The organism is Variovorax sp. RCC_210 (genome assembly GCF_041355175.1).
In the GTDB taxonomy this organism is placed as follows: domain Bacteria; phylum Pseudomonadota; class Gammaproteobacteria; order Burkholderiales; family Burkholderiaceae_C; genus Variovorax.
Window position 1 is genome coordinate 19,432 of the sequence record NZ_JBFUPJ010000013.1, and the last position, 17,723, is coordinate 37,154.

14 protein-coding genes are annotated in these 17,723 nt (G+C 69.1%); 6 read left to right on the forward strand and 8 right to left on the reverse strand.

The features are described 5' to 3' along the window. From AB6807_RS28535 to AB6807_RS28555, 5 genes are all read right to left on the reverse strand, one after another. Window positions 1–1,953 (reverse strand): autotransporter assembly complex family protein, encoded by a 1,953-nt coding sequence (locus AB6807_RS28535; protein ID WP_371087205.1) that lies wholly within the window; start codon window positions 1,951–1,953, stop codon window positions 1–3. Between the two features lie 109 nt (window positions 1,954–2,062). Then, a complete protein-coding gene (locus AB6807_RS28540) occupies window positions 2,063–3,250 on the reverse strand; it encodes a VWA domain-containing protein (RefSeq protein ID WP_116909452.1) in 1,188 nt (395 codons plus the stop codon). Between the two features lie 17 nt (window positions 3,251–3,267). Continuing rightward, window positions 3,268–3,855, reverse strand: coding sequence for a GNAT family N-acetyltransferase (locus AB6807_RS28545; protein ID WP_371087206.1), 588 nt, complete (start codon window positions 3,853–3,855; stop codon window positions 3,268–3,270). A gap of 70 nt (window positions 3,856–3,925) precedes the next feature. Next, the gene (locus AB6807_RS28550) at window positions 3,926–4,171 is read right to left on the reverse strand and encodes a hypothetical protein (RefSeq protein ID WP_116909450.1); all 246 of its coding nucleotides are present in this window, start codon (window positions 4,169–4,171) and stop codon (window positions 3,926–3,928) included. A gap of 4 nt (window positions 4,172–4,175) precedes the next feature. Continuing rightward, window positions 4,176–5,030, reverse strand: a complete 855-nt coding sequence (locus AB6807_RS28555; RefSeq protein WP_093130390.1) for a MoxR family ATPase — start codon at window positions 5,028–5,030, stop codon at window positions 4,176–4,178. A gap of 150 nt (window positions 5,031–5,180) precedes the next feature. On the opposite strand from AB6807_RS28555, the gene AB6807_RS28560 reads away from it, so the two are divergent. Next, window positions 5,181–5,873, forward strand: a complete 693-nt coding sequence (locus AB6807_RS28560; protein WP_116909449.1) for a cytochrome c — start codon at window positions 5,181–5,183, stop codon at window positions 5,871–5,873. Window positions 5,874–5,979: 106 nt separating this feature from the next. On the opposite strand, the gene pcaG is transcribed toward AB6807_RS28560, so the two are convergent. Continuing rightward, complete coding sequence (gene pcaG, locus AB6807_RS28565) at window positions 5,980–6,591, reverse strand: protocatechuate 3,4-dioxygenase subunit alpha (RefSeq protein WP_371087207.1); 612 nt, start codon at window positions 6,589–6,591, stop codon at window positions 5,980–5,982. Between the two features lie 20 nt (window positions 6,592–6,611). After that, window positions 6,612–7,349, reverse strand: coding sequence for a protocatechuate 3,4-dioxygenase subunit beta (gene pcaH / locus AB6807_RS28570; RefSeq protein ID WP_116909447.1), 738 nt, complete (start codon window positions 7,347–7,349; stop codon window positions 6,612–6,614). Window positions 7,350–7,464: 115 nt separating this feature from the next. Here pcaH and AB6807_RS28575 point away from each other — a divergent pair, with 115 nt between their 5' ends. Continuing rightward, on the forward strand, window positions 7,465–8,475 hold the full coding sequence (locus AB6807_RS28575; protein WP_116909446.1) for a LysR substrate-binding domain-containing protein: 1,011 nt from the start codon (window positions 7,465–7,467) through the stop codon (window positions 8,473–8,475). A gap of 68 nt (window positions 8,476–8,543) precedes the next feature. Here the strand turns inward: AB6807_RS28575 and AB6807_RS28580 are convergent, their stop codons facing one another. Then, window positions 8,544–8,978 (reverse strand): DUF1841 family protein, encoded by a 435-nt coding sequence (locus AB6807_RS28580; RefSeq protein WP_116909445.1) that lies wholly within the window; start codon window positions 8,976–8,978, stop codon window positions 8,544–8,546. Window positions 8,979–9,288: 310 nt separating this feature from the next. On the opposite strand from AB6807_RS28580, the gene AB6807_RS28585 reads away from it, so the two are divergent. The 4 genes from AB6807_RS28585 (at window position 9,289) to AB6807_RS28600 (ending at window position 17,691) form a co-directional block, all read left to right on the forward strand. After that, window positions 9,289–13,497: a hypothetical protein gene (locus tag AB6807_RS28585; protein ID WP_371087208.1), complete on the forward strand. Its 4,209-nt coding sequence runs from the start codon at window positions 9,289–9,291 to the stop codon at window positions 13,495–13,497. An 81-nt stretch (window positions 13,498–13,578) separates the two neighbouring features. Further along, on the forward strand, window positions 13,579–14,082 hold the full coding sequence (gene pal, locus AB6807_RS28590) for a peptidoglycan-associated lipoprotein Pal (RefSeq protein WP_371087209.1): 504 nt from the start codon (window positions 13,579–13,581) through the stop codon (window positions 14,080–14,082). A 109-nt stretch (window positions 14,083–14,191) separates the two neighbouring features. After that, the gene (locus tag AB6807_RS28595) at window positions 14,192–17,365 is read left to right on the forward strand and encodes a glutamate ligase domain-containing protein (protein ID WP_371087210.1); all 3,174 of its coding nucleotides are present in this window, start codon (window positions 14,192–14,194) and stop codon (window positions 17,363–17,365) included. Next, a complete protein-coding gene (locus AB6807_RS28600; RefSeq protein WP_371087211.1) occupies window positions 17,362–17,691 on the forward strand; it encodes a hypothetical protein in 330 nt (109 codons plus the stop codon). Before AB6807_RS28595 ends, AB6807_RS28600 begins: the two co-directional genes overlap by 4 nt. The last annotated feature ends 32 nt before the right edge of the window (window positions 17,692–17,723 follow it).

Here is a 17,723-nt window from a genome sequence, read left to right on the forward strand (position 1 = left end):
TCAGAAAGTGAAGCCGAGGCGAAAGTGCAGGCGGAACTTCTTCGTGTCCACGCCGTAGGCCAGGTCGGCCTGCACCGGGCCCACGGGGCTGCGCCAGCGCGCGCCCACGCCCACGCCGACCTTGGGCTTGAGCTCGCCGGGCTTGTCGGCCACGGCGCCGGCGTCGACGAACATCACGCTCTCCCAGGCGGTGAGCTTGTCCTTGTAGACGAAGGGGCGCTGCCACTCGGCGCTCATCACGCCCAGGTAGCGGCCGGCCACGATCTGCCCGTCGGGGCGCACGGTGCCGATCTGCTTGTAGCTGTAGCCGCGCACGGTGGTGTCGCCGCCGGTGAGGAACATGAGCGTGGAGGGAATCTGCGCGCTCTCTTTCGCGGCGACGGCGCCCGCTTCCACGCGCAGTTGCAGGCGGCTGCGGCGCGCGCGGCTTTCCTTGTCGTCGGCGGAGCCCAGCGGCACCACGCCGAGCCAGCGCGCGTAGGTGCGCGTGAAGGGCACCTGCTCGCCGGTCAGCGTGTAGCCCGCGGCCACTTCCAGCGCCAGGCCGTAGCCGCGCGTGGGCGCGGCGTTGTCGTCGAAGTAGCGGCCGGTCCAGCCCCAGTTGGCGGTCACGGCGGAGGCCGAGGGTGGCGCGTCGATGCCGCGGTTCTGCGCGTAGTCGTACTGCAGGAAGTAGCTGCGGTCGATGTGGTCGCTGGCCTTGCTGCGCCCGCCGCGCAGCCGGCCGCTGTCGACCACGTAGCTGCCCGATTGCTCGCTCTTGAGCTCGGCGCCGGTGAACCATTGCCAGCCGCGGTCGTCGGGAATGGCCTTGAGCTCGGTGCTCAGCGACTTGATGTCGCGGTCGAGCGAAAGCCGCGACACGGCGCGCCAGCCCAGCAGCGGCACCTGGTTGTGAATATGGTCGAGCGACAGGCGCGGGCCGTTGTCGGTGGTGAAGCCCACGCCCGCCACCACCTTCTGCAGCGGCGCCTCGCGCAGCTGCGCGATGACGGGCGCGGCCAGCGGGTTGCCGCTTTCGGTGTCCAGCGTGAGGAACACGGAGTCGTAGTAGCCGCTGCTGGCCAGGCGCTGCTGCGCGTCGAGCAGCTTCTGCTGGTCGTAGTCCTGCCCGCTGGGCAGGCGCGCGATGCGGCGCGCGCCGTCGGGGTCGTAGCGCTGGATGCCGCGCAGCACCAGCGGGCCGAACTTGTACGCAGGGCCCGACTGGTAGGTGGCGTTCAGCCGCGCTTCGTGGCGGTCGGCATCGACCTCGGCGCGGCTCAGCTCGATGTTGCCGGTGGGAAAGCGCTTGGCCGTGAGGCTGCGCAGCGCGGTGGTCTTGGCCTCGTCCCAGGCCTGCTGGGTAAAGGGCTGGCCCGCGCGCAGGGCCCAGTTGGTGCGGATGCTGTCGCGCTGCGCCTCGGCGCTGGCGTCGTCGGCAATGGGGCCGGCGTAGCTGATCTGCACGTTGCTCACCTTGGTGATGTCGCCGGGCGACACGGTGATGACGATTTCTCTGGGCGCCTTGGTGCCCTGCGGCGTTTCGTTGAGCTCCAGCGTCAGCGTGGGCGTGAAGTAGCCCAGGGTGCCCAGCAGCTCGCGGGCGTTGGCCTCGGCGGCCACCATGAGGCGGGAGATTTCGGTGGCGCCCAGGTCGTCGAGTTCGCGGTAGCGCTGGATCTCGAGGTGCAGCTTGAGGTAGTCGCGCACGTCCTCGGGGCCGCGCACGTCGACGGTGAAGGCGTCGCGCTTGTCGGTCCTGGCCTTGTCGGTCTTGTCGCCGTCCTTGCCGCCGTCTTTGGTTTCGGCCGTGTCGGCCGAACCGCCGCGCACCAGGCCCGCCACGGGCTGGCCTTCGGCCGGGTCCTTGCCTTTTCCCGGCAGCAGGCTGCAGCCTTGCAGAAGCAGGACGCCTGAAAAAAACAAAGCCGGCCACCACGCCGGCGAAGAAACGGATACCGCCCTGACCATGGGCGGATTCTGACAGCAAGCACCGGCGGTTCCTGAAGGCCCCGCGAGATCGCCGGCTTCGTCCTACTCGTCCTGCTCGGCCCTGCCTGGCCCTGCCGTGCCTCGAAAGCTACTTCGACAGCATCCGCATCGCCTCTTCGAGGCCGCGCAGGGTCAGCGGGTACATGCGGTTGGACATGAGCTGCTGCATCACGCCGATGCTCTGGCGGTACTGCCACACGCCCTGCGGCTCGGGGTTGATCCACGCGAACTTGGGAAAGGTGTGCGTGAGCCGCTGGATCCACTCGGCGCCGGCTTCTTCGTTGTTGTATTCAACGCTGCCGCCGGGTTGCAAGATTTCGTAAGGGCTCATCGTGGCGTCGCCCACGAAGATCAGCTTGTAGTCCTTGTTGTACTTGCGCAGGATGTCCCAGGTGGCGAACTTCTCGGAGAAGCGGCGCTTGTTGTTCTTCCACATGAAGTCGTACACGCAGTTGTGGAAGTAGAAGAACTCCAGGTGCTTGAACTCGGTCTTCACGGCCGAGAAGAGTTCTTCCACCCGCGCGATGTGCTCGTCCATGGTGCCGCCCACGTCCATCAGCAGCAGCACCTTCACGTTGTTGTGGCGCTCGGGCCGCATCTTGATGTCGAGGTAGCCGGCGTTGGCCGCGGTCGAGTGGATGGTGTCGTCCAGGTCCAGCTCTTCCACGTTGCCTTCGCGCGCGAACTTGCGCAGCCGGCGCAGCGCCACCTTGATGTTGCGCGTGCCCAGCTCCTGCGTGTCGTCGTAGTCCTTGTAGGCGCGCTGGTCCCACACCTTCACCGCGCTCTTGTTCTTGCCGGCGCCGCCGATGCGGATGCCCTGCGGGTTGTAGCCGCCGTTGCCGAAGGGCGAGGTGCCGCCGGTGCCGATCCACTTGCTGCCGCCCTCGTGGCGTTCCTTCTGCTCCTCGAAGCGCTTCTTGAGCGTTTCCATGAGCTCGTCCCAGCCCATCTTCTCGATCTTGGCTTTTTCTTCCGCCGTGAACTCGCGCTCCAGCGTTTTCTTCAGCCAGTCGAGCGGCACTTCCTTGGTGAAGTCGGTGAGCATCTCCACGCCCTTGAAGTAGGCGGCGAAGGCGCGGTCGAACTTGTCGTAGTGCTTCTCGTCCTTCACGAGCGCGGTGCGCGAGAGGTAGTAGAAGTCGTCGATGCCGTAGGCGCCGTCGGAGTTGGGCCCCACCACGTCGGCCTGCAGGGCCTCGAGCAGCGTGAGGTATTCCTTGACCGACACCGGCAGCTTGGCCGAACGCAGGGTGTAGAAGAAGTCGATGAGCATGGGGCGCTCCTTTGGTTTCAGGCGCGGGGCTTGTCGAGCAGGTACAGCAGCTGCGCGCGCACCTCCGGCCACTCGCCCGCGCGCAGGCTGTACATGAAGGTGTCGCGGATGGTGCCGTCGCGGCGCATCGCGTTGCCGCGGATCACGCCGTCGCGCTTCGCGCCCAGCCGCTCGATGGCGCGCTGCGAGGCGAAGTTGAAGTTGTCCGTGCGCCAGCCCACCACGTGGCAGCCCAGCGCGTCGAATGCGTGCGTGAGCATCAGCAGCTTGCAGGTGGTGTTGACGTGCGTGCGCTGGCAGCGCGCGGCGTACCACGTGTAGCCGATTTCCACGCGCTTCACCGCGGGCAGCATGTCGTGGAAGCTGGTGCTGCCGAGCACGGTGCCGGTGGCCTCGTCGGTCACGGCGAAGGCGAAGCGGTCGGCGGTGCCGAGCGCGGTCTCGATGTAGGCGCGCGTGTCTTGCGGCTCGGGCACGGAGGTGACGCGCAGCTTCCACAGCTCGCCGTCGGCGGCCGCGGCGCGCAGGCCTTCTTCATGGCCCAGCGCCAGCGGCACCAGCGCGATGCCGCGGGCCTTCAGCGTGACGGGTTCGACGAACGCCATTTCAAACTCTCTCGGTTGCTCTGGGGACTGCTGTGGACTGCTGTGAACTGCTGTGGGAACGCGGTCGGCTTCAGGCCCTGGGGTCGCCGTACTTGTGCACATACCAGAGGCGTGCCGCCTGCGCCCCGGCGCCGCCGCCCAGGCCGACCAGCGCAATGCCGAAGATCTCGCGCTTGCCGTAGCCGCCGGCGCCGAAGGCGTCGAGCCCGAGCAGCAGCCCGAGCCCGCGGCCGAGCAGCGCGCCCACCACGAAGAGCACCGCCTGGGCAATGCCCAGCTTCATCAGTTGCCTGGTGGAGTGGGGTTGTCGGCTCATGGGCCTAGCGGTTGTTGCGTTGCATGAAGACGAGCTTCTCGAAGAGCGTCACGTCCTGTTCGTTCTTCAGCAGCGCGCCCACCAGCGGCGGCACGGCGACCTTGTCGTCCTTGCTCTGCAGCGCTTCGAGCGGAATGTCTTCGGCCACCAGCAGCTTGAGCCAGTCGAGCAGCTCGGAGGTGGAGGGCTTCTTCTTCAGGCCGGGCAGGTTGCGCACGTCGTAGAAGGTCTTCATGGCCGCGGTGAGCAGCTCCTGCTTCAGGCCGGGGAAGTGCACGGCGACGATGTGCTTCATCGTCTCGGCATCGGGGAACTTGATGTAGTGGAAGAAGCAGCGGCGCAGGAAGGCGTCGGGCAGCTCCTTCTCGTTGTTGGAGGTGATGAACACCACCGGGCGGTGCTTGGCGCGAATGAGCTCGCGCGTTTCGTAGCAGTAGAACTCCATGCGGTCGATTTCGCGCAGCAGGTCGTTCGGGAATTCGATGTCGGCCTTGTCGATCTCGTCGATCAGCAACGCCACCGGCTCGTCGGCCGTGAAGGCCTGCCAGAGCACGCCCTTCACGATGTAGTTCTGGATGTCCTTCACGCGCTCGCCGCCGTCCACGTCCTTCAGTTGCGAGTCGCGCAGGCGGCTCACGGCGTCGTATTCGTACAGGCCCTGCTGCGCCTTGGTGGTCGACTTGATGTGCCACTGCAGCAGCGGCAGGCCGAGCGACTGGGCCACTTCCTCGGCCAGCATGGTCTTGCCGGTGCCGGGCTCGCCCTTGACGAGCAATGGACGTTTGAGGGTGATGGCCGCGTTGACCGCGAGCATCAGGTCCTGCGTGGCGACGTAATTGTCTGAGCCCTGGAATTTCATGAGTGAGACGGAAGCTGGGGTGGAGAAAAGAACACACTCGACGCGCGTTGTGCAGCCTAGGGTTGGCCTGCACAGGGATCCGGAGGACCCCTGCCTATAATCGAATGTTGATTCGAAAAACTGTACTCTCCACGAGATTGTGCGCGCAAAATGAACAAGTTGTTGACCACGATGTTTGCCCTTGCTGTCGCTTGCGTGACGGTCTCGGCTGAAGCCCAACAAGTCACTGGCAAGGCCCAGGACGGGGCAAAGAAGGTACAGATGTGCGTGGGCTGCCACGGCATCATCGGCTACCAGGCCAGCTTCCCGGAGATCCACAAGGTGCCCATGATCGCGGGCCAGAGCGCCACCTACATCACGGCCGCGCTCACCGCGTACAAGGGCGGCGACCGCAAGCACCCCACCATGCGCGCCATTGCCGACACGCTCACCGAGCAAGACATCGCGGACCTCGCGGCCTACTACAGCCAGCTTGGCCTGAAGGACGGCAGCGCACCGCCGGCCACGCTGGCCAAGGCAACGCCGGCCAACGTCGAAGGGCTCATCACCCGCAACGCCGACAACAGCTGCACCAAGTGCCACGGCGCGAACTTCAACACGCCCAACGACGGCACCGTTCCCAAGCTGGCCGGCCAGCACGCCGACTACCTGTTCGTCGCGCTCAAGTCGTACCGCGTGAAAAACAACGCGCACCTGGGCCGCTCCAACGCGGTGATGGGCCAGCAGGTCGAAGAGAAGAAGTTCACCACTGCCGAGCTGAAGACGCTGGCCACCTACATCAGCTCGCTGCCCGGCGAACTGAAGACGGTGCCCGAGTCGCGCATTCACCACCGCGTGGACTGAGAGCTGAGCGCTGAGCGAAGGTTCAGTCTCATACAACAAAGCCCGCTTGCAGCGGGCTTTTTTCATGCCCGGGTTTTCCCCGAGCCGTGCGCAGCGTGCTGCGTACTCAGACGTCGAAGAACGCCGTCTCGTCCGTGCCCTGCATGCGAATGTCGAAGCGGTAGCTCACCGCGCCGCCCTGCACCACGCGCTCGGCAATCAGCGTGTGGCGGCGGTCGGCCGGCACGCTCTGCAGCACCTCGTCCTTCGCGTTGGCCGCGGCTTCGTCGCCGAAGTACACGCGCGTGAAGGCATGCAGCAGCAGGCCGCGCATGAGCACGATCACGTTGATGTGCGGTGCCTCGCCGGGGGCCTGCGCGCCGGGCTTGACGGTGTGGAACACGAAGCGGTTGCCTTCGGTGGTGCCGGTGCCGACGCGGCCGAACGCGCGAAAGCCCAGCGCGCGTGCCTCGTCGGGCGTTTGCGGGTAGCGGCCTTCGCCGTCGGGCTGGCTGATCTCGACCAGCGCGTCGTTGATCGGGTTGCCGTCGCCGTCGATCACGCGGCCTTCCAGGCGAATGCGCTCGCCGCTGGCGTTGTCCAGCGCGAGCACGGCGTCGAAGGGCTGGTCGAAGTCGTAGCCGTACTGCGTGGCGGTGAGGCCATATGCAAAGTAGGGGCCCACGGTCTGCGAGGGGGTCTGGCCGAAGTCGGCTTCCTGTGCGGTCATCAATGGCATGGTGTGTGTCTCCTGGCGGCTCAGCGGTTTTCGAAAGGCGTTTCGTCCGCGCCGCGCAGCACGATGTCGAACTGGTAGCCCAGCGCGTAGCCCTCTTCGGTGATGTCGAGGCTGAAATCGGCGATCAGCCGGTTGCGATAGCGCTCGGGCGTGCCGGTGACCATCGGGTCGTACTGCAGCAGCGGGTCGCCGGGGAAGTACATCTGCGTGACCAGGCGGCTCGCGAAGCTCTGGCCGAACAGCGACATGTGGATGTGCTGCGGACGCCATGCGTTCGGGTGGTTGCCCCAGGGGTAGGCACCGGGCTTGATGGTGAGGAAGCGGTAGCGGCCTTCGCTGTCGGTCAGGCAACGGCCCGCGCCCAGGAAGTTGGGGTCCAGCGGTGCGTCGTGCTGGTCGACCTTGTGCACGTAGCGGCCCGAGGCGTTGGCCTGCCAGAGCTCGACCAGCGTGTTGGCCACCGGGCGGCGGTGTTCGTCGAGCACCTGGCCGGTGAGGATCATGCGTTCGCCCAGCGGCTCGCCGTTCTTGCGCGCGTTGCGCGTGAGGTCGTGGTCGAGCTCGCCGATGCTGTCGTGGCCGTACACCGGCTGCTGCAGCTCGCCGAGCGAGGCCTTCAGCGGAATCAGCGGCTTCTGCGGGCCGCGCTTCATGGTGGACTTGTAGCCCGGGTACACGTAGCTGGGGTGGGCTTGCCAGTCGCGCGGGGTGAGGACGGGCGATGCGCCGCCGTCGAGGTCTTTGGTCTTGGTCAACATGAACGTTGTCTCCTGTCGTGGGACGAATCCGGAAGCCGCCACTTTAGAAGCGCCGTTCAATGATGTAAATTGAAGATTGATACGTTCTCCATAACCAGCGGTTAAGCAACGCGCATTGAAAACCTCCGTCGACCTTCGCCAGGATTTCCTGCGCAACGTGCAGCTGCGCCACCTGCGCTCCTTCGTGGCCGTGGCGCAGGAGCGCCACCTCGCGCGCGCCGCCGAGCGGCTGGCGCTGAGCCAGCCGGCGGTGTCCAAGACGCTGTCGGAGCTGGAGGCCATCGTCGGCACGCGGCTGGTCGAGCGCAGCAACGCCGGGCGGCGCGGCGTGCAGGGGCTCACCGCCGCCGGCGAGCAACTGCTGGCGCACGCGCTGCGCGTGCTGGAGGCGCTGGACGCCAGCGCGCAGGCCGTGGCCCCGGCCGCGGGCGGGCGCATCGAGCGGCTGCGCATCGGCGCCTTGCCCAGCGTGGCGCCGGCCCTGTTGCCGGTGGCGCTGGCGCGCCTGCGCGAAGGCTGGCCGCAGGTGCAGATCGTGGTGAAGAGCGCCGCCAACGCCGCGCTGCTCGACGAGCTGCGCGCCGGCGAGCTCGACCTGGTGGTGGGCCGCATGAGCGACCCGCGCCTGATGGGCGGGCTGAGCTTCGAGCTGCTGCACACCGAGCCGCTGGTGTTCGCGGTGCGCGCGGGCCATCCGCTGGCCGCGCCTGCCCATGCGCGCCGGGCCTTGGCGGCGTCGGTGCAGGCGGTGATGGGCTTCCCGCTGGTGGTGTACGGCGAGGGCACCATCCCGCGCCACAACACCGAGAGCTTCTTGTCGGCGCGCGGCCTGGTGCTGCCGACCAACGCGCTGCAGACGCTGGACGTGGCCGTGGCGAGCGCGCTGGTGGCGGTGTCCGATGCGGTGTGGATCACGCCGCTGGGCGCGGCGCGCGGGGAGCTGGCGGCAGGGCGCCTGGTGCGCCTGCGCATCGAGACCGCGGGCACCGAGGAGCCGGTCGGCCTGCTGCAGCGCAGCGACGCGGAGCCATCGGCGCTGCGCCTGGCCATGGCCGCGCTGTTGCGCGAGGCGGCGAAGCAGCAGGGCGCCGTGCCGTCGCCGGCGCGGAAGAAGCGGGCGGGCTAAGCCAGCCAGCCAGTCATTCAGTCGCTGAGCTTTTCAGCCTTTCGGGCGCCCGGTGGGGTCGCCTTCGTCTAGTCTTTCGTCGCCCGGCGCTGCACGCAGGCCACGTAGCCTTCGCCGTCGGGCGGGCGCCCGGCGCGCTGGCTCTCCCACATCATCTGGCCCAGGCAGTCCATCGCCTCGTGGTGCGCATGCAGCAGCGAGCCGCGGCGCGCGGCCAGCAGTTCCACCGCCTGGCGGATGCCGCGCGGCTGGTCGATGGAGCACTGCTCGCTGATCGACAGGTGCATCGACAGGTGAAGAAAAGGGTTCTCGCGCCCGTTCGAGCCGTCGTACACGCGCGCCACCGCCGCGTCGGCATCGGCCAGGTCCTCGTGGTACTCGGGGTGCTCGTCGATCCAGCCGGCGGCAATGGTTTCCAGCGCTTCCATGGGCTGGCCCTGGCGGTGCTTGGCGTACACGTCGCAGAAGAAGCGGCGCACGTCTTCCTGGGAGGGATTGAACATATATAGAAGAAGAAAGAAAAAGGGCTGTGGCTTGGCGCCGCCGCGGCGGCTTCGCGCGCTACCGAAAGCACTGCAGAAGCCACGCAAGTTGTGCCGGACGTTCCGGGTACACGGCGTTACATCGTTACGTAACGAATCGCTGATTGAGGTACTTACGACCTGTTTCCAGGCCTCCGTGAAAACCCGTGATTTTAAAAAATACCTATAAAAATCAATAGCTTGCGAGGTGGGTAACGGGGGGCTCGGAGCACCTGCAAAAAGCGGCACGCATGTTGCCCCTGTAGAGACATCTTTTCTCACAGAGGCTGCCATGACCGCTCAACAAGCATCGACCAATTCGACCGAAGGACTTGCCGCCGCTGGCGCAGCTCCTGTGGTTCTCGCTCAAGCCACCGTCACTCCCCTGGGCGCCCCCGCCTCGGTGAGCTCGGCGACACCCGCTGCCGCTGGCCCTGCCAGCGTCGGCACATTATCGAATGCCACGCCGGGCGTTGCAGTGATGCGCGACGGTGTCAGCATTCCCGTCGATGGCAATCAGACGCTGTTGCCCGGCGACCGCGTGATCGTGCCGCAAGACGGCCATGCCAACGTGCTGTTCCCCGGCTCGGCCACCAACAAGGCCCCGCTGGCCGGCGTGTTCACCGGCGGCACCGACGCCACCATCGGCTCGACCAAGCTGCCCGGCGGCCTCGAACAGGTGAACGTGGATGTCGCCTCGGGCGACCTGCAGGTGACCCCCCCGGACAGCGACGCCGACGCGGCTGCCCTGGCCGTCACCAAGAAGCTCGCGGCCGGCAGCGGCATCGGGCTGGGTGAATTCGCGCTCGGCGCGCTGGGTGCCGCGGCACTGGGCGCCGCGCTCAGCGGCGGTGGCGGCGGCAGCGACAGCGTGACCCCGTTCCTGGTGGGCACCGGCGGCCCGAACGATCCGACCACGCCGACGACCCCCACGACGCCCGGTGAGTCGGACGCGGATGCCGATTCGGACGCAGACGCCGACGCGGACGCGGATGCGGACGGTGATGCCGATGCCGATGCCGATGCAGACGCTGACGCAGACGCAGACGCAGACGCAGACGCAGATGCGGACGCAGACGCAGATGCGGACGCAGACGCTGACGCGGATGCCGATGCCGATGCCGATGCGGACGCTGACGCTGACGCTGACGCTGACGCTGACGCTGACGCTGACGCCGATGCGGACGCCGATGCGGACGCCGATGCAGACGCAGACGCAGACGCAGACGCAGATGCAGATGCAGATGCCGACGCCGACGCAGATGCCGACGCCGATGCAGACGCAGACGCAGACGCAGACGCAGACGCAGACCACCTCCTCGATCCGGGCGACGGCCTCGTCCACCAGGTCATCGACACCGTCGGCGGCGCGCTCGGCCTGGGCGGTGCGCTCACGCCGGTCACCAACGTGGTCGACGGCCTGACCGACACGCTGGACGACGTGCTCGCCCCGCTGCTCGGCGACACCTTCACCGAGAACAACCCCAACCAGTTCGACCCGATCGACAACACCGTCGGCAGCGTCACCCACCTGCTGGGCGGCGCCCTGAGCCCCGCGCTGGACAACCTGCTGGGCGCCGGCGGCACCAACGCCGTGCTGGGCTCGGTGCTGCACCAGGTCGACTACCTGACCGACGCGCTGGACAACGGCCTGAACAACCTCATCGGTGACCACGGCATCATCAGCGGCCTGACCGACAGCCTCGGCCTGGGCGCGCTGACCGACCAGCTGACCGGCCCCAACGGCGCCCTGGGCGGCGTACTGAACAACGTGCTGGGCGAAGGCAGCCTGGTGGCCGGCCTGCTGGCCGACAACGGCCTGGTCGGTGGCCTGCTGGGCGACGACGGCCTGGTCGGCGGCCTGCTCGGTGAAGACGGCGCCCTGGGCGGCCTGCTGGGCAACGTGCTCGGCGAAGACGGCCTCGTGGGCGGCCTGCTCGGCGACGACGGCGCCCTCGGCGGCCTGCTGGGTGGCGCACTCGGCGAAGGCGGCCTGCTGGGCGGCCTGCTCGGTGACGACAGCGCCCTGGGCGGCCTGCTGGGCGACGACGGCCTCGTGGGCGGCCTGCTCGGCGGCGATGGCGCCCTGGCCGGCCTGCTGGGCAGCAACGGCCTCACCGGCGAGCTGCTGGGCCATGGCGGCCTGGTCGACAACCTGCTCGGCCAGGACGGCGCGATTTCCGGCCTCATCACCAACAGCCCGCTGGGCGGCCTGCTCGGTGGCGACGACGGCCTGCTGGGCGGTGCCGTCGGCGGCCTGCTCGGCGAAGAAGGCCTGCTGGGTGGCCTGCTCGGCGACGACGGTCTCCTCGGCGGCCTGCTGAGCAACGACGGCTTGCTGGGTGGCCTGCTGGGCGACAACGGCCCGGTCGGCGGCCTGCTGGGTGGCGACGGCCTCGTGGGTGGCCTGCTGGGCAATGACGGCCTCCTGGGCGGCCTGCTGGGCAACGACGGCCTGCTGGGCGGCGTGCTCGGTGAAGACGGCCCGGTCGGCGGCCTGCTGGGCGGCGACGGCATCGTGGGTGGCCTGCTGGGCGACAACGGCCTGCTCGGCGGCCTGCTGGGTGGCGACGGCCCGCTGGGCAGCGTGCTCGGCGGCGACGGCCTCGGCGGCGGCCTGCTCGGACCTGACGGCCTCGTGGGCGGCCTGCTGGGCAACGAAGGCCCGGTCGGCGGCCTGCTCGGCAGCGACGGGCTGCTGGGTGGCCTGCTCGGCGGCGTGCTGGGTGGCATCGGCGGTGGCGGCACCCCCGGCACCGGCGCGGCGCTGCTCGACCCGGTCGACAACGTGGTCGGCAACCTGGTCGACGGCCTGAACGACGGCGTGCTCGGCGGCCTGGGCCTGGGCAATGTGCTCGGACCGGTCGTCGGCCTCACCGACAGCCTGACCGACACGGTCGACGGCCTGCTGGGCCCGGTGCTGGGCACCAGCTTCACGGCGAACGACCCCAACGTGCTCGACCCGGTCGACGGCCTCGTGGGCCAGGTCACCAGCGGCGTGGGCGGCCTGGTGAGCCCGCTGACCGACCAGCTGCTCGGCACCGACACGACGAGCGCGCTGCTCAACGGCGTGGCGACGCAGGTCGACTACCTGACAGACGGCGTGGCCAACCTCATCGGCGGCGATGGCCTGCTGGGTGGCGTGCTGGGTGACGACGGCCTGCTGGGAGGTGTGCTCGGCGGTGACGGCGGCCTGTTGGGCGGCGTCCTCGGCGGCGACGGTGGTCTGCTCGGCGGTGTGCTGGGTGACGACGGTCTGCTGGGTGGCGTGCTCGGCGGTGACGGCGGCCTTCTGGGCGGTGTCCTCGGCGGCGACGGTGGCCTGCTCGGCGGTGTGCTGGGTGACGACGGTCTCTTGGGTGGCGTGCTCGGCGGTGACGGCGGCTTGTTGGGCGGCGTCCTCGGTGGCGACGGTGGTCTGCTCGGCGGTGTGCTGGGTGACGACGGTCTGCTGGGTGGCGTGCTCGGCGGTGACGGCGGCTTGCTGGGCGGCGTCCTCGGTGGCGACGGTGGTCTGCTCGGCGGCGTGCTGGGCGACGACGGCCTGCTGGGTGGCGTGCTCGGCGGTGATGGCGGCCTTCTGGGCGGCGTCCTCGGCGGCGACGGTGGTCTGCTCGGCGGTGTGCTGGGCAGCGACGGTCTCCTGGGCGGCGTGCTCGGCGGTGACGGCGGCCTTCTGGGTGGCGTCCTCGGCGGCGACGGCGGTCTGCTCGGCGGCGTGCTGGGCAGCGACGGTCTGCTGGGCGGCGTGCTCGGCGGTGACGGTGGCCTTCTGGGTGGCGTCCTCGGCGGCGACGGTGGCCTGCTCGGCGGCGTGCTCGGCAGCGATGGCCTCCTGGGCGGCGTCCTCGGCGGCGTGACCGGTGGCGACACCGGCGGTCTGCTCGACGGCGTGCTGGGCAGCGACGGCCTCCTGGGCGGCGTCCTCGGCGGCGTGACCGGCGGCGACACCGGCGGCCTGCTCGACGGCGTGCTCGGCAGCGACGGCCTCCTGGGCGGCGTCCTCGGCGGCGTGACTGGTGGCGACACCGGCGGCCTGCTCGACGGCGTGCTCGGCAGCGACGGCGTGGTCGGCGGCCTGCTCAACGGCGTGACCGGTGGCGGCGCCGGCGGCGTGCTGGACGGCGTGCTCGGCAACGACGGCCTCGTCGGCAGCCTGCTGGGCCACGACGGCCTGGTCGGCAGCCTGCTCGGCGGCCTGACCGGTGGCAGCAGCCCGGTGGCCAACATCCTGGAGCCGGTCACCAGCCTGACCGATGCGCTGCCGGTGGTCTCCACCGCGACGCACGCGGTCTCCGAAGCGCTCTCGCCGGTGACCGACATCCTGGCCGGCTCGTCGGGCGCGGCGTCTCCGGTGGCCGACGTGGTGAGCAGCGTGCAGCACGCGGTCGCCCCGCTGGTGACCGACGTGGTGACCCCGATCACCAGCCTGGTCGAGCACAGCCCGGTCGGTACCGCCCTGTCTCCCGTGACGAACGTTCTGCACGGCCTGCTGGGCTGATCAAGAACATCGCAAGGAGGGGAGAGGGAGTCGCAGCACCAGGGACAGGCCACCACCGGCCTGTCCCTCGAAAGGATCGTCATGAAAAAGAATTTCCGGATACTCACCATCGTCGCGCTCGGCGCAGCCGTCGTGGGCTGCGCGGCCCCCAAGAGCGGCCGCGACGATGCGACCTACTACTACTCCAACAAGGCCAAGAGCGCGGTGGCGAAGGTGGAACCGCCGCTGCCGCCGCCGGTGCAGAACGGACCGGCCGGCGTCTCGAAGATCGTCTACTTCGATTTCGACAAATACAACATCCGCCCGCAGGACCGCGAGATCGTGGAGGCGCATGCCAGCTACATGCGCAACCGCACCTCCAGCCGCGTGGTGATCGAAGGCAACACCGACCAGCGCGGCGGGCGCGAATACAACCTGGCGCTCGGCCAGCGCCGTGCCGACTCGGTGCAGCGCGCGCTCACGCAGCTCGGCGTTCCCGCCGAGCGCATCGAGGCCATCAGCTGGGGCACCGAGAAGCCCGCGTCGACCGCAACCACCGAGGAGGGCTATCAGCTCAATCGCCGAGCCGAATTCAGCTACCGCTGAACCGGATCAACCGCGATGACTTCGACGGCAGTTTCCGCGCCGCGCCCACCTCATCGAAGCGAGAGCAGATGAGGGGCGCGGACGGTTTCCCGCACTCGATCGGGGCCGAATGATGTCCTTCACAGACCAGCTCCACGCCTGCCACGAACGCCTCGCGTCCGTGTGCGCGGCACTGCCGGCGCCGTACCCGGCGTTCACGCTGTTCTTCTCCGTCAGCGACGGCTCGCAGCGTGCCCACGTGGTGCACGCGCGCGCCGCCGACTTCGAGACCGCCTGGCGCGAAGGCGCCGAGCGTGTAGAGCAATGGGTGCGCGAGCGCGGCATCGTCTCGCCGTGGCTGCGCATCGACTGGGTCGAGGGCGCGAGCCCGATGGACTGGGCCCAGTTCAAGACCCAGCTCACCGCTGTCAAGCGCAACTACTTTCGCCTGGGCCTGGCTTTCGACAAGGACTTCGCGCTCGCCTTCACCGAGCAGGAGCTCAACGCCAACGCCATGCTGAGCGGCGACTCCACCATTCCGCATTCGGTGGTGAACCCGCGCAACTTCGAGGTGTACGGCCAGGCGCGCTTCGAGCGCACGCCGCCGCTGGAGATGGCCGCTGACCACCCGGTGTACCTGCTGGCCACCGTGGGCGTGTTCTGCCAGCCCGACGGCGTGGTGCACAAGCTGGTCGGCACGGGGCTCGACGCGGGGCGGCGCCAGCTGCCCGCGCTCAACCCGCAGTCGGTGCTCGACCTGGTGCGCAGCGGCGCTTCTTACCTGGCGCGCCAGGTGCAGAGCGACGGCCTGTTCGTGTACGGCTACTTTCCGTGCTTCGACCGCCGCATTCCGACCTACGACGCCATGCGCCACGCGAGCACGCTGCACGCCATGCTCGAGGCCTGGGAGCTCACGCGCGACGAGACCTTGCGCTTTGCCATCGAGCGCGCGCTCGACCACCTCACCACCGCGCTGATCCGCGACTACACGCTGTCCGACGGGCGCGTGGTGTCCTACCTGGTCGACACCGGCGGCGAGATCAAGCTGGGCGGCAACGCGGCCTGCGTGCTCGCGCTGGTGAAGTACTGCGAGCTGATGGAAACGCGCCACTGGCTGGCGCTGCTGGAAAAACTCGCGCTGGGCATCGTCTCGTTGCAGGACCCGGCCACGGGCCGCTTCAACCACGTGCTGCATGCGAGCGACCTGGCGGTGAAGCAGGCCTCGCGCATCATCTACTACGACGGCGAGGCGGCCTTCGCGCTCATGCGCCTGTACGGCCTCACGCGCGATCCGCAATGGCTGGCCGTGGTGGAAAGGGCCTTCGACCATTTCATCGCCAGCCAGCACTGGCAGTCGCACGACCACTGGCTGAGCTGCTGCGTGAACGAGCTCACGCACTGGAGCCCGCAGGAGAAGTACTTTCGCTTCGGGCTGCAGAACGTGGCGGGCTACCTGGACTTCGTGCTCGACCGCAAGACCACCTTTCCGACGCTGCTGGAGCTCATGCTCGCCGCGCAGCAGATGCTGCAGCGCCTGGAAGGCATGCCCGCCATGCGGCACCTGCTCGACGAGCTGGACACCGAGAAGTTCTACCGCGCGCTGGACTACCGCGCGCACTACCTGCTCAACGGCTTCTTCTGGCCCGAGACCGCGATGTACTTCCGCCGGCCGTCGAGCGTGGTGGGCTCGTTCTTCGTTCGCCACCATTCATTCCGCGTGCGCATCGACGACGTGCAGCAGTACGTGTCGGGCTTTGCCGCGTACCACCGCTACCTGCTGGAGCGGCGCGCGCTGCCCGGCATGAACAGCGTGGGCGGCATCGCCACCGGTGCCGGCGCGGCCGCGCGCGACGACGGCGCCGCCTGGACCGCGAGCGAAATGGCGCGCGTCACCGGCGGCGAGTGGGTGGTCAAGCCCGACGACGGCTGGCGCGCCACCGGCGTGGCGCAGCGCTCTTACATGCGCAAGGGCCGCGTGGTGTTCGACCACCAGGCGCGGCCGTCGAAGACGGCGCTGGCCGCCGTCACGCTCAAGGGCGTGCTGCAGCCGGCCGCGGCCGTGCTGTGCACCGACCCCAAGCCGCACCTGGACAAGCGCGTGCCCGTGCTCAAGGTGGGCAACGTGCTGCAGGCGGTGCTGGAGCTGGGCGACCATGCGCGCGCCGAGTTCACGGGCCGCGTGTGCGCGGTGCTGGGCAGCGGTGCGGTGAACGGCGCGACGAATGGCAACAGCAGCAGCAGCGCCGGCGTGGGCCACGGCGCGGCAGGCGGCGCCGCCAGCGGCACCGTGGCCGCCATGCTCGCCAGCGCGCTCACCGTGTGGGGCGAGGTGGGCGTGCCCGAAGGCAGCGTCAGCATGCCCTCGGGCATTGCATGGAACATGACCTGCATGCCGCGCCATGCGGCCTACTGGGTGCTCGAGCTGGGCAGCTCGCAGATGCCGGTGTCGGCGCAGCTGGTGCGGCCTTCGCTGATGGTGGTGACGGGCCTGTCGGCCGCGTCGCAGAAACACCGCGGCCCTTCGGAAGCCGCCGCGCGGCTCGATGCCCGCTTCTTCCTGGCCATGTCGCCGGGCGACACCGTGGTGCTGAACCGCGACATGCCCGAGTTCGCGACCTTCGCCGAAGTGGCCGCGCAGCAGCAGCTGCAGACGCTCACCTACGGCGAGCACCCCGAGGCCGACGTGCGCCTGCTCGCCTTCGACCACGGCGAGGTGCAGGCGCTGGTGGCAGGCGAGCCCTTTCAGCTGCGGCTCAATGCACCGGGGCGCCACATGGGCGCCAGCGCCATCGCCGCGCTCGCGGCGCTGCAGGCCCTGCGCCTGCCGCTGGGCGCGGCGGTGGAACCCTTCGCGCACTTCGAGCCGCCCGGCGGGCGCGGCGCGCTGCACACCATTCACATCGGCGGCGGCAGCTTCAAGCTCATCGACGAGACCTACGACGCCAACCCCAGCTCCATGCGCGCCGCGCTCGAGCTGCTGTCGCAGGCGCCCTGCGAGCCCGCGCGCCGCGTGGCCATCCTGGGCGACATGCAGGAGCTGGGCCCCGCCGCGCAGCGCCATCACCTCGACCTGGAGGCCGAGCTGCTGGCCTCGCAACCCGATCGCGTGCTGCTGTGCGGGCCGATGATGCGCGCGCTGCATGCGCGCATTCGCACCAAGGTGCGCTCGCACTGGTTCGTCGATGTGTCCGACTTGTCGACCGCGCTCGGCGGACTCCTGCAGCCAGGCGACTGGGTGCTCGCGAAGAGTTCCGCCGGCGTCGGCCTGTCCCGGCTCGCCCGGGTTTTGAAAGCATTGCCATGAGATGGAACGCGCTCCTGCAGCCGAACTTCGAGCACGAGGCCACGGCCTCGTTGCAGCCGCTGCAACCCTTGCAACCCCTCCAGTCGCTGCAGCCGTCCGCGCGCCGATGGTGGCTCGGCTGGCTCCAGCTGCTGTTCGCATGGGTGGTGTGCATGCTGCTGTGCGCCAACATCGCGCTCGCGTTCGCCGAGGGTTTGCCCCAGGTCAAGCAGGCGTCCAGGTCAGGGAAGGCGGTCGGTTGCGCGGCCACGGGAAGCCCCGCGCCACACGGGCCGCAGCGAGTGGAACGGGCCGGTCCGGTGAAGGGGCAAACACCGGTGTGCTGATGTGCACATCGGGTGAATTTTTGCCTTGTAAC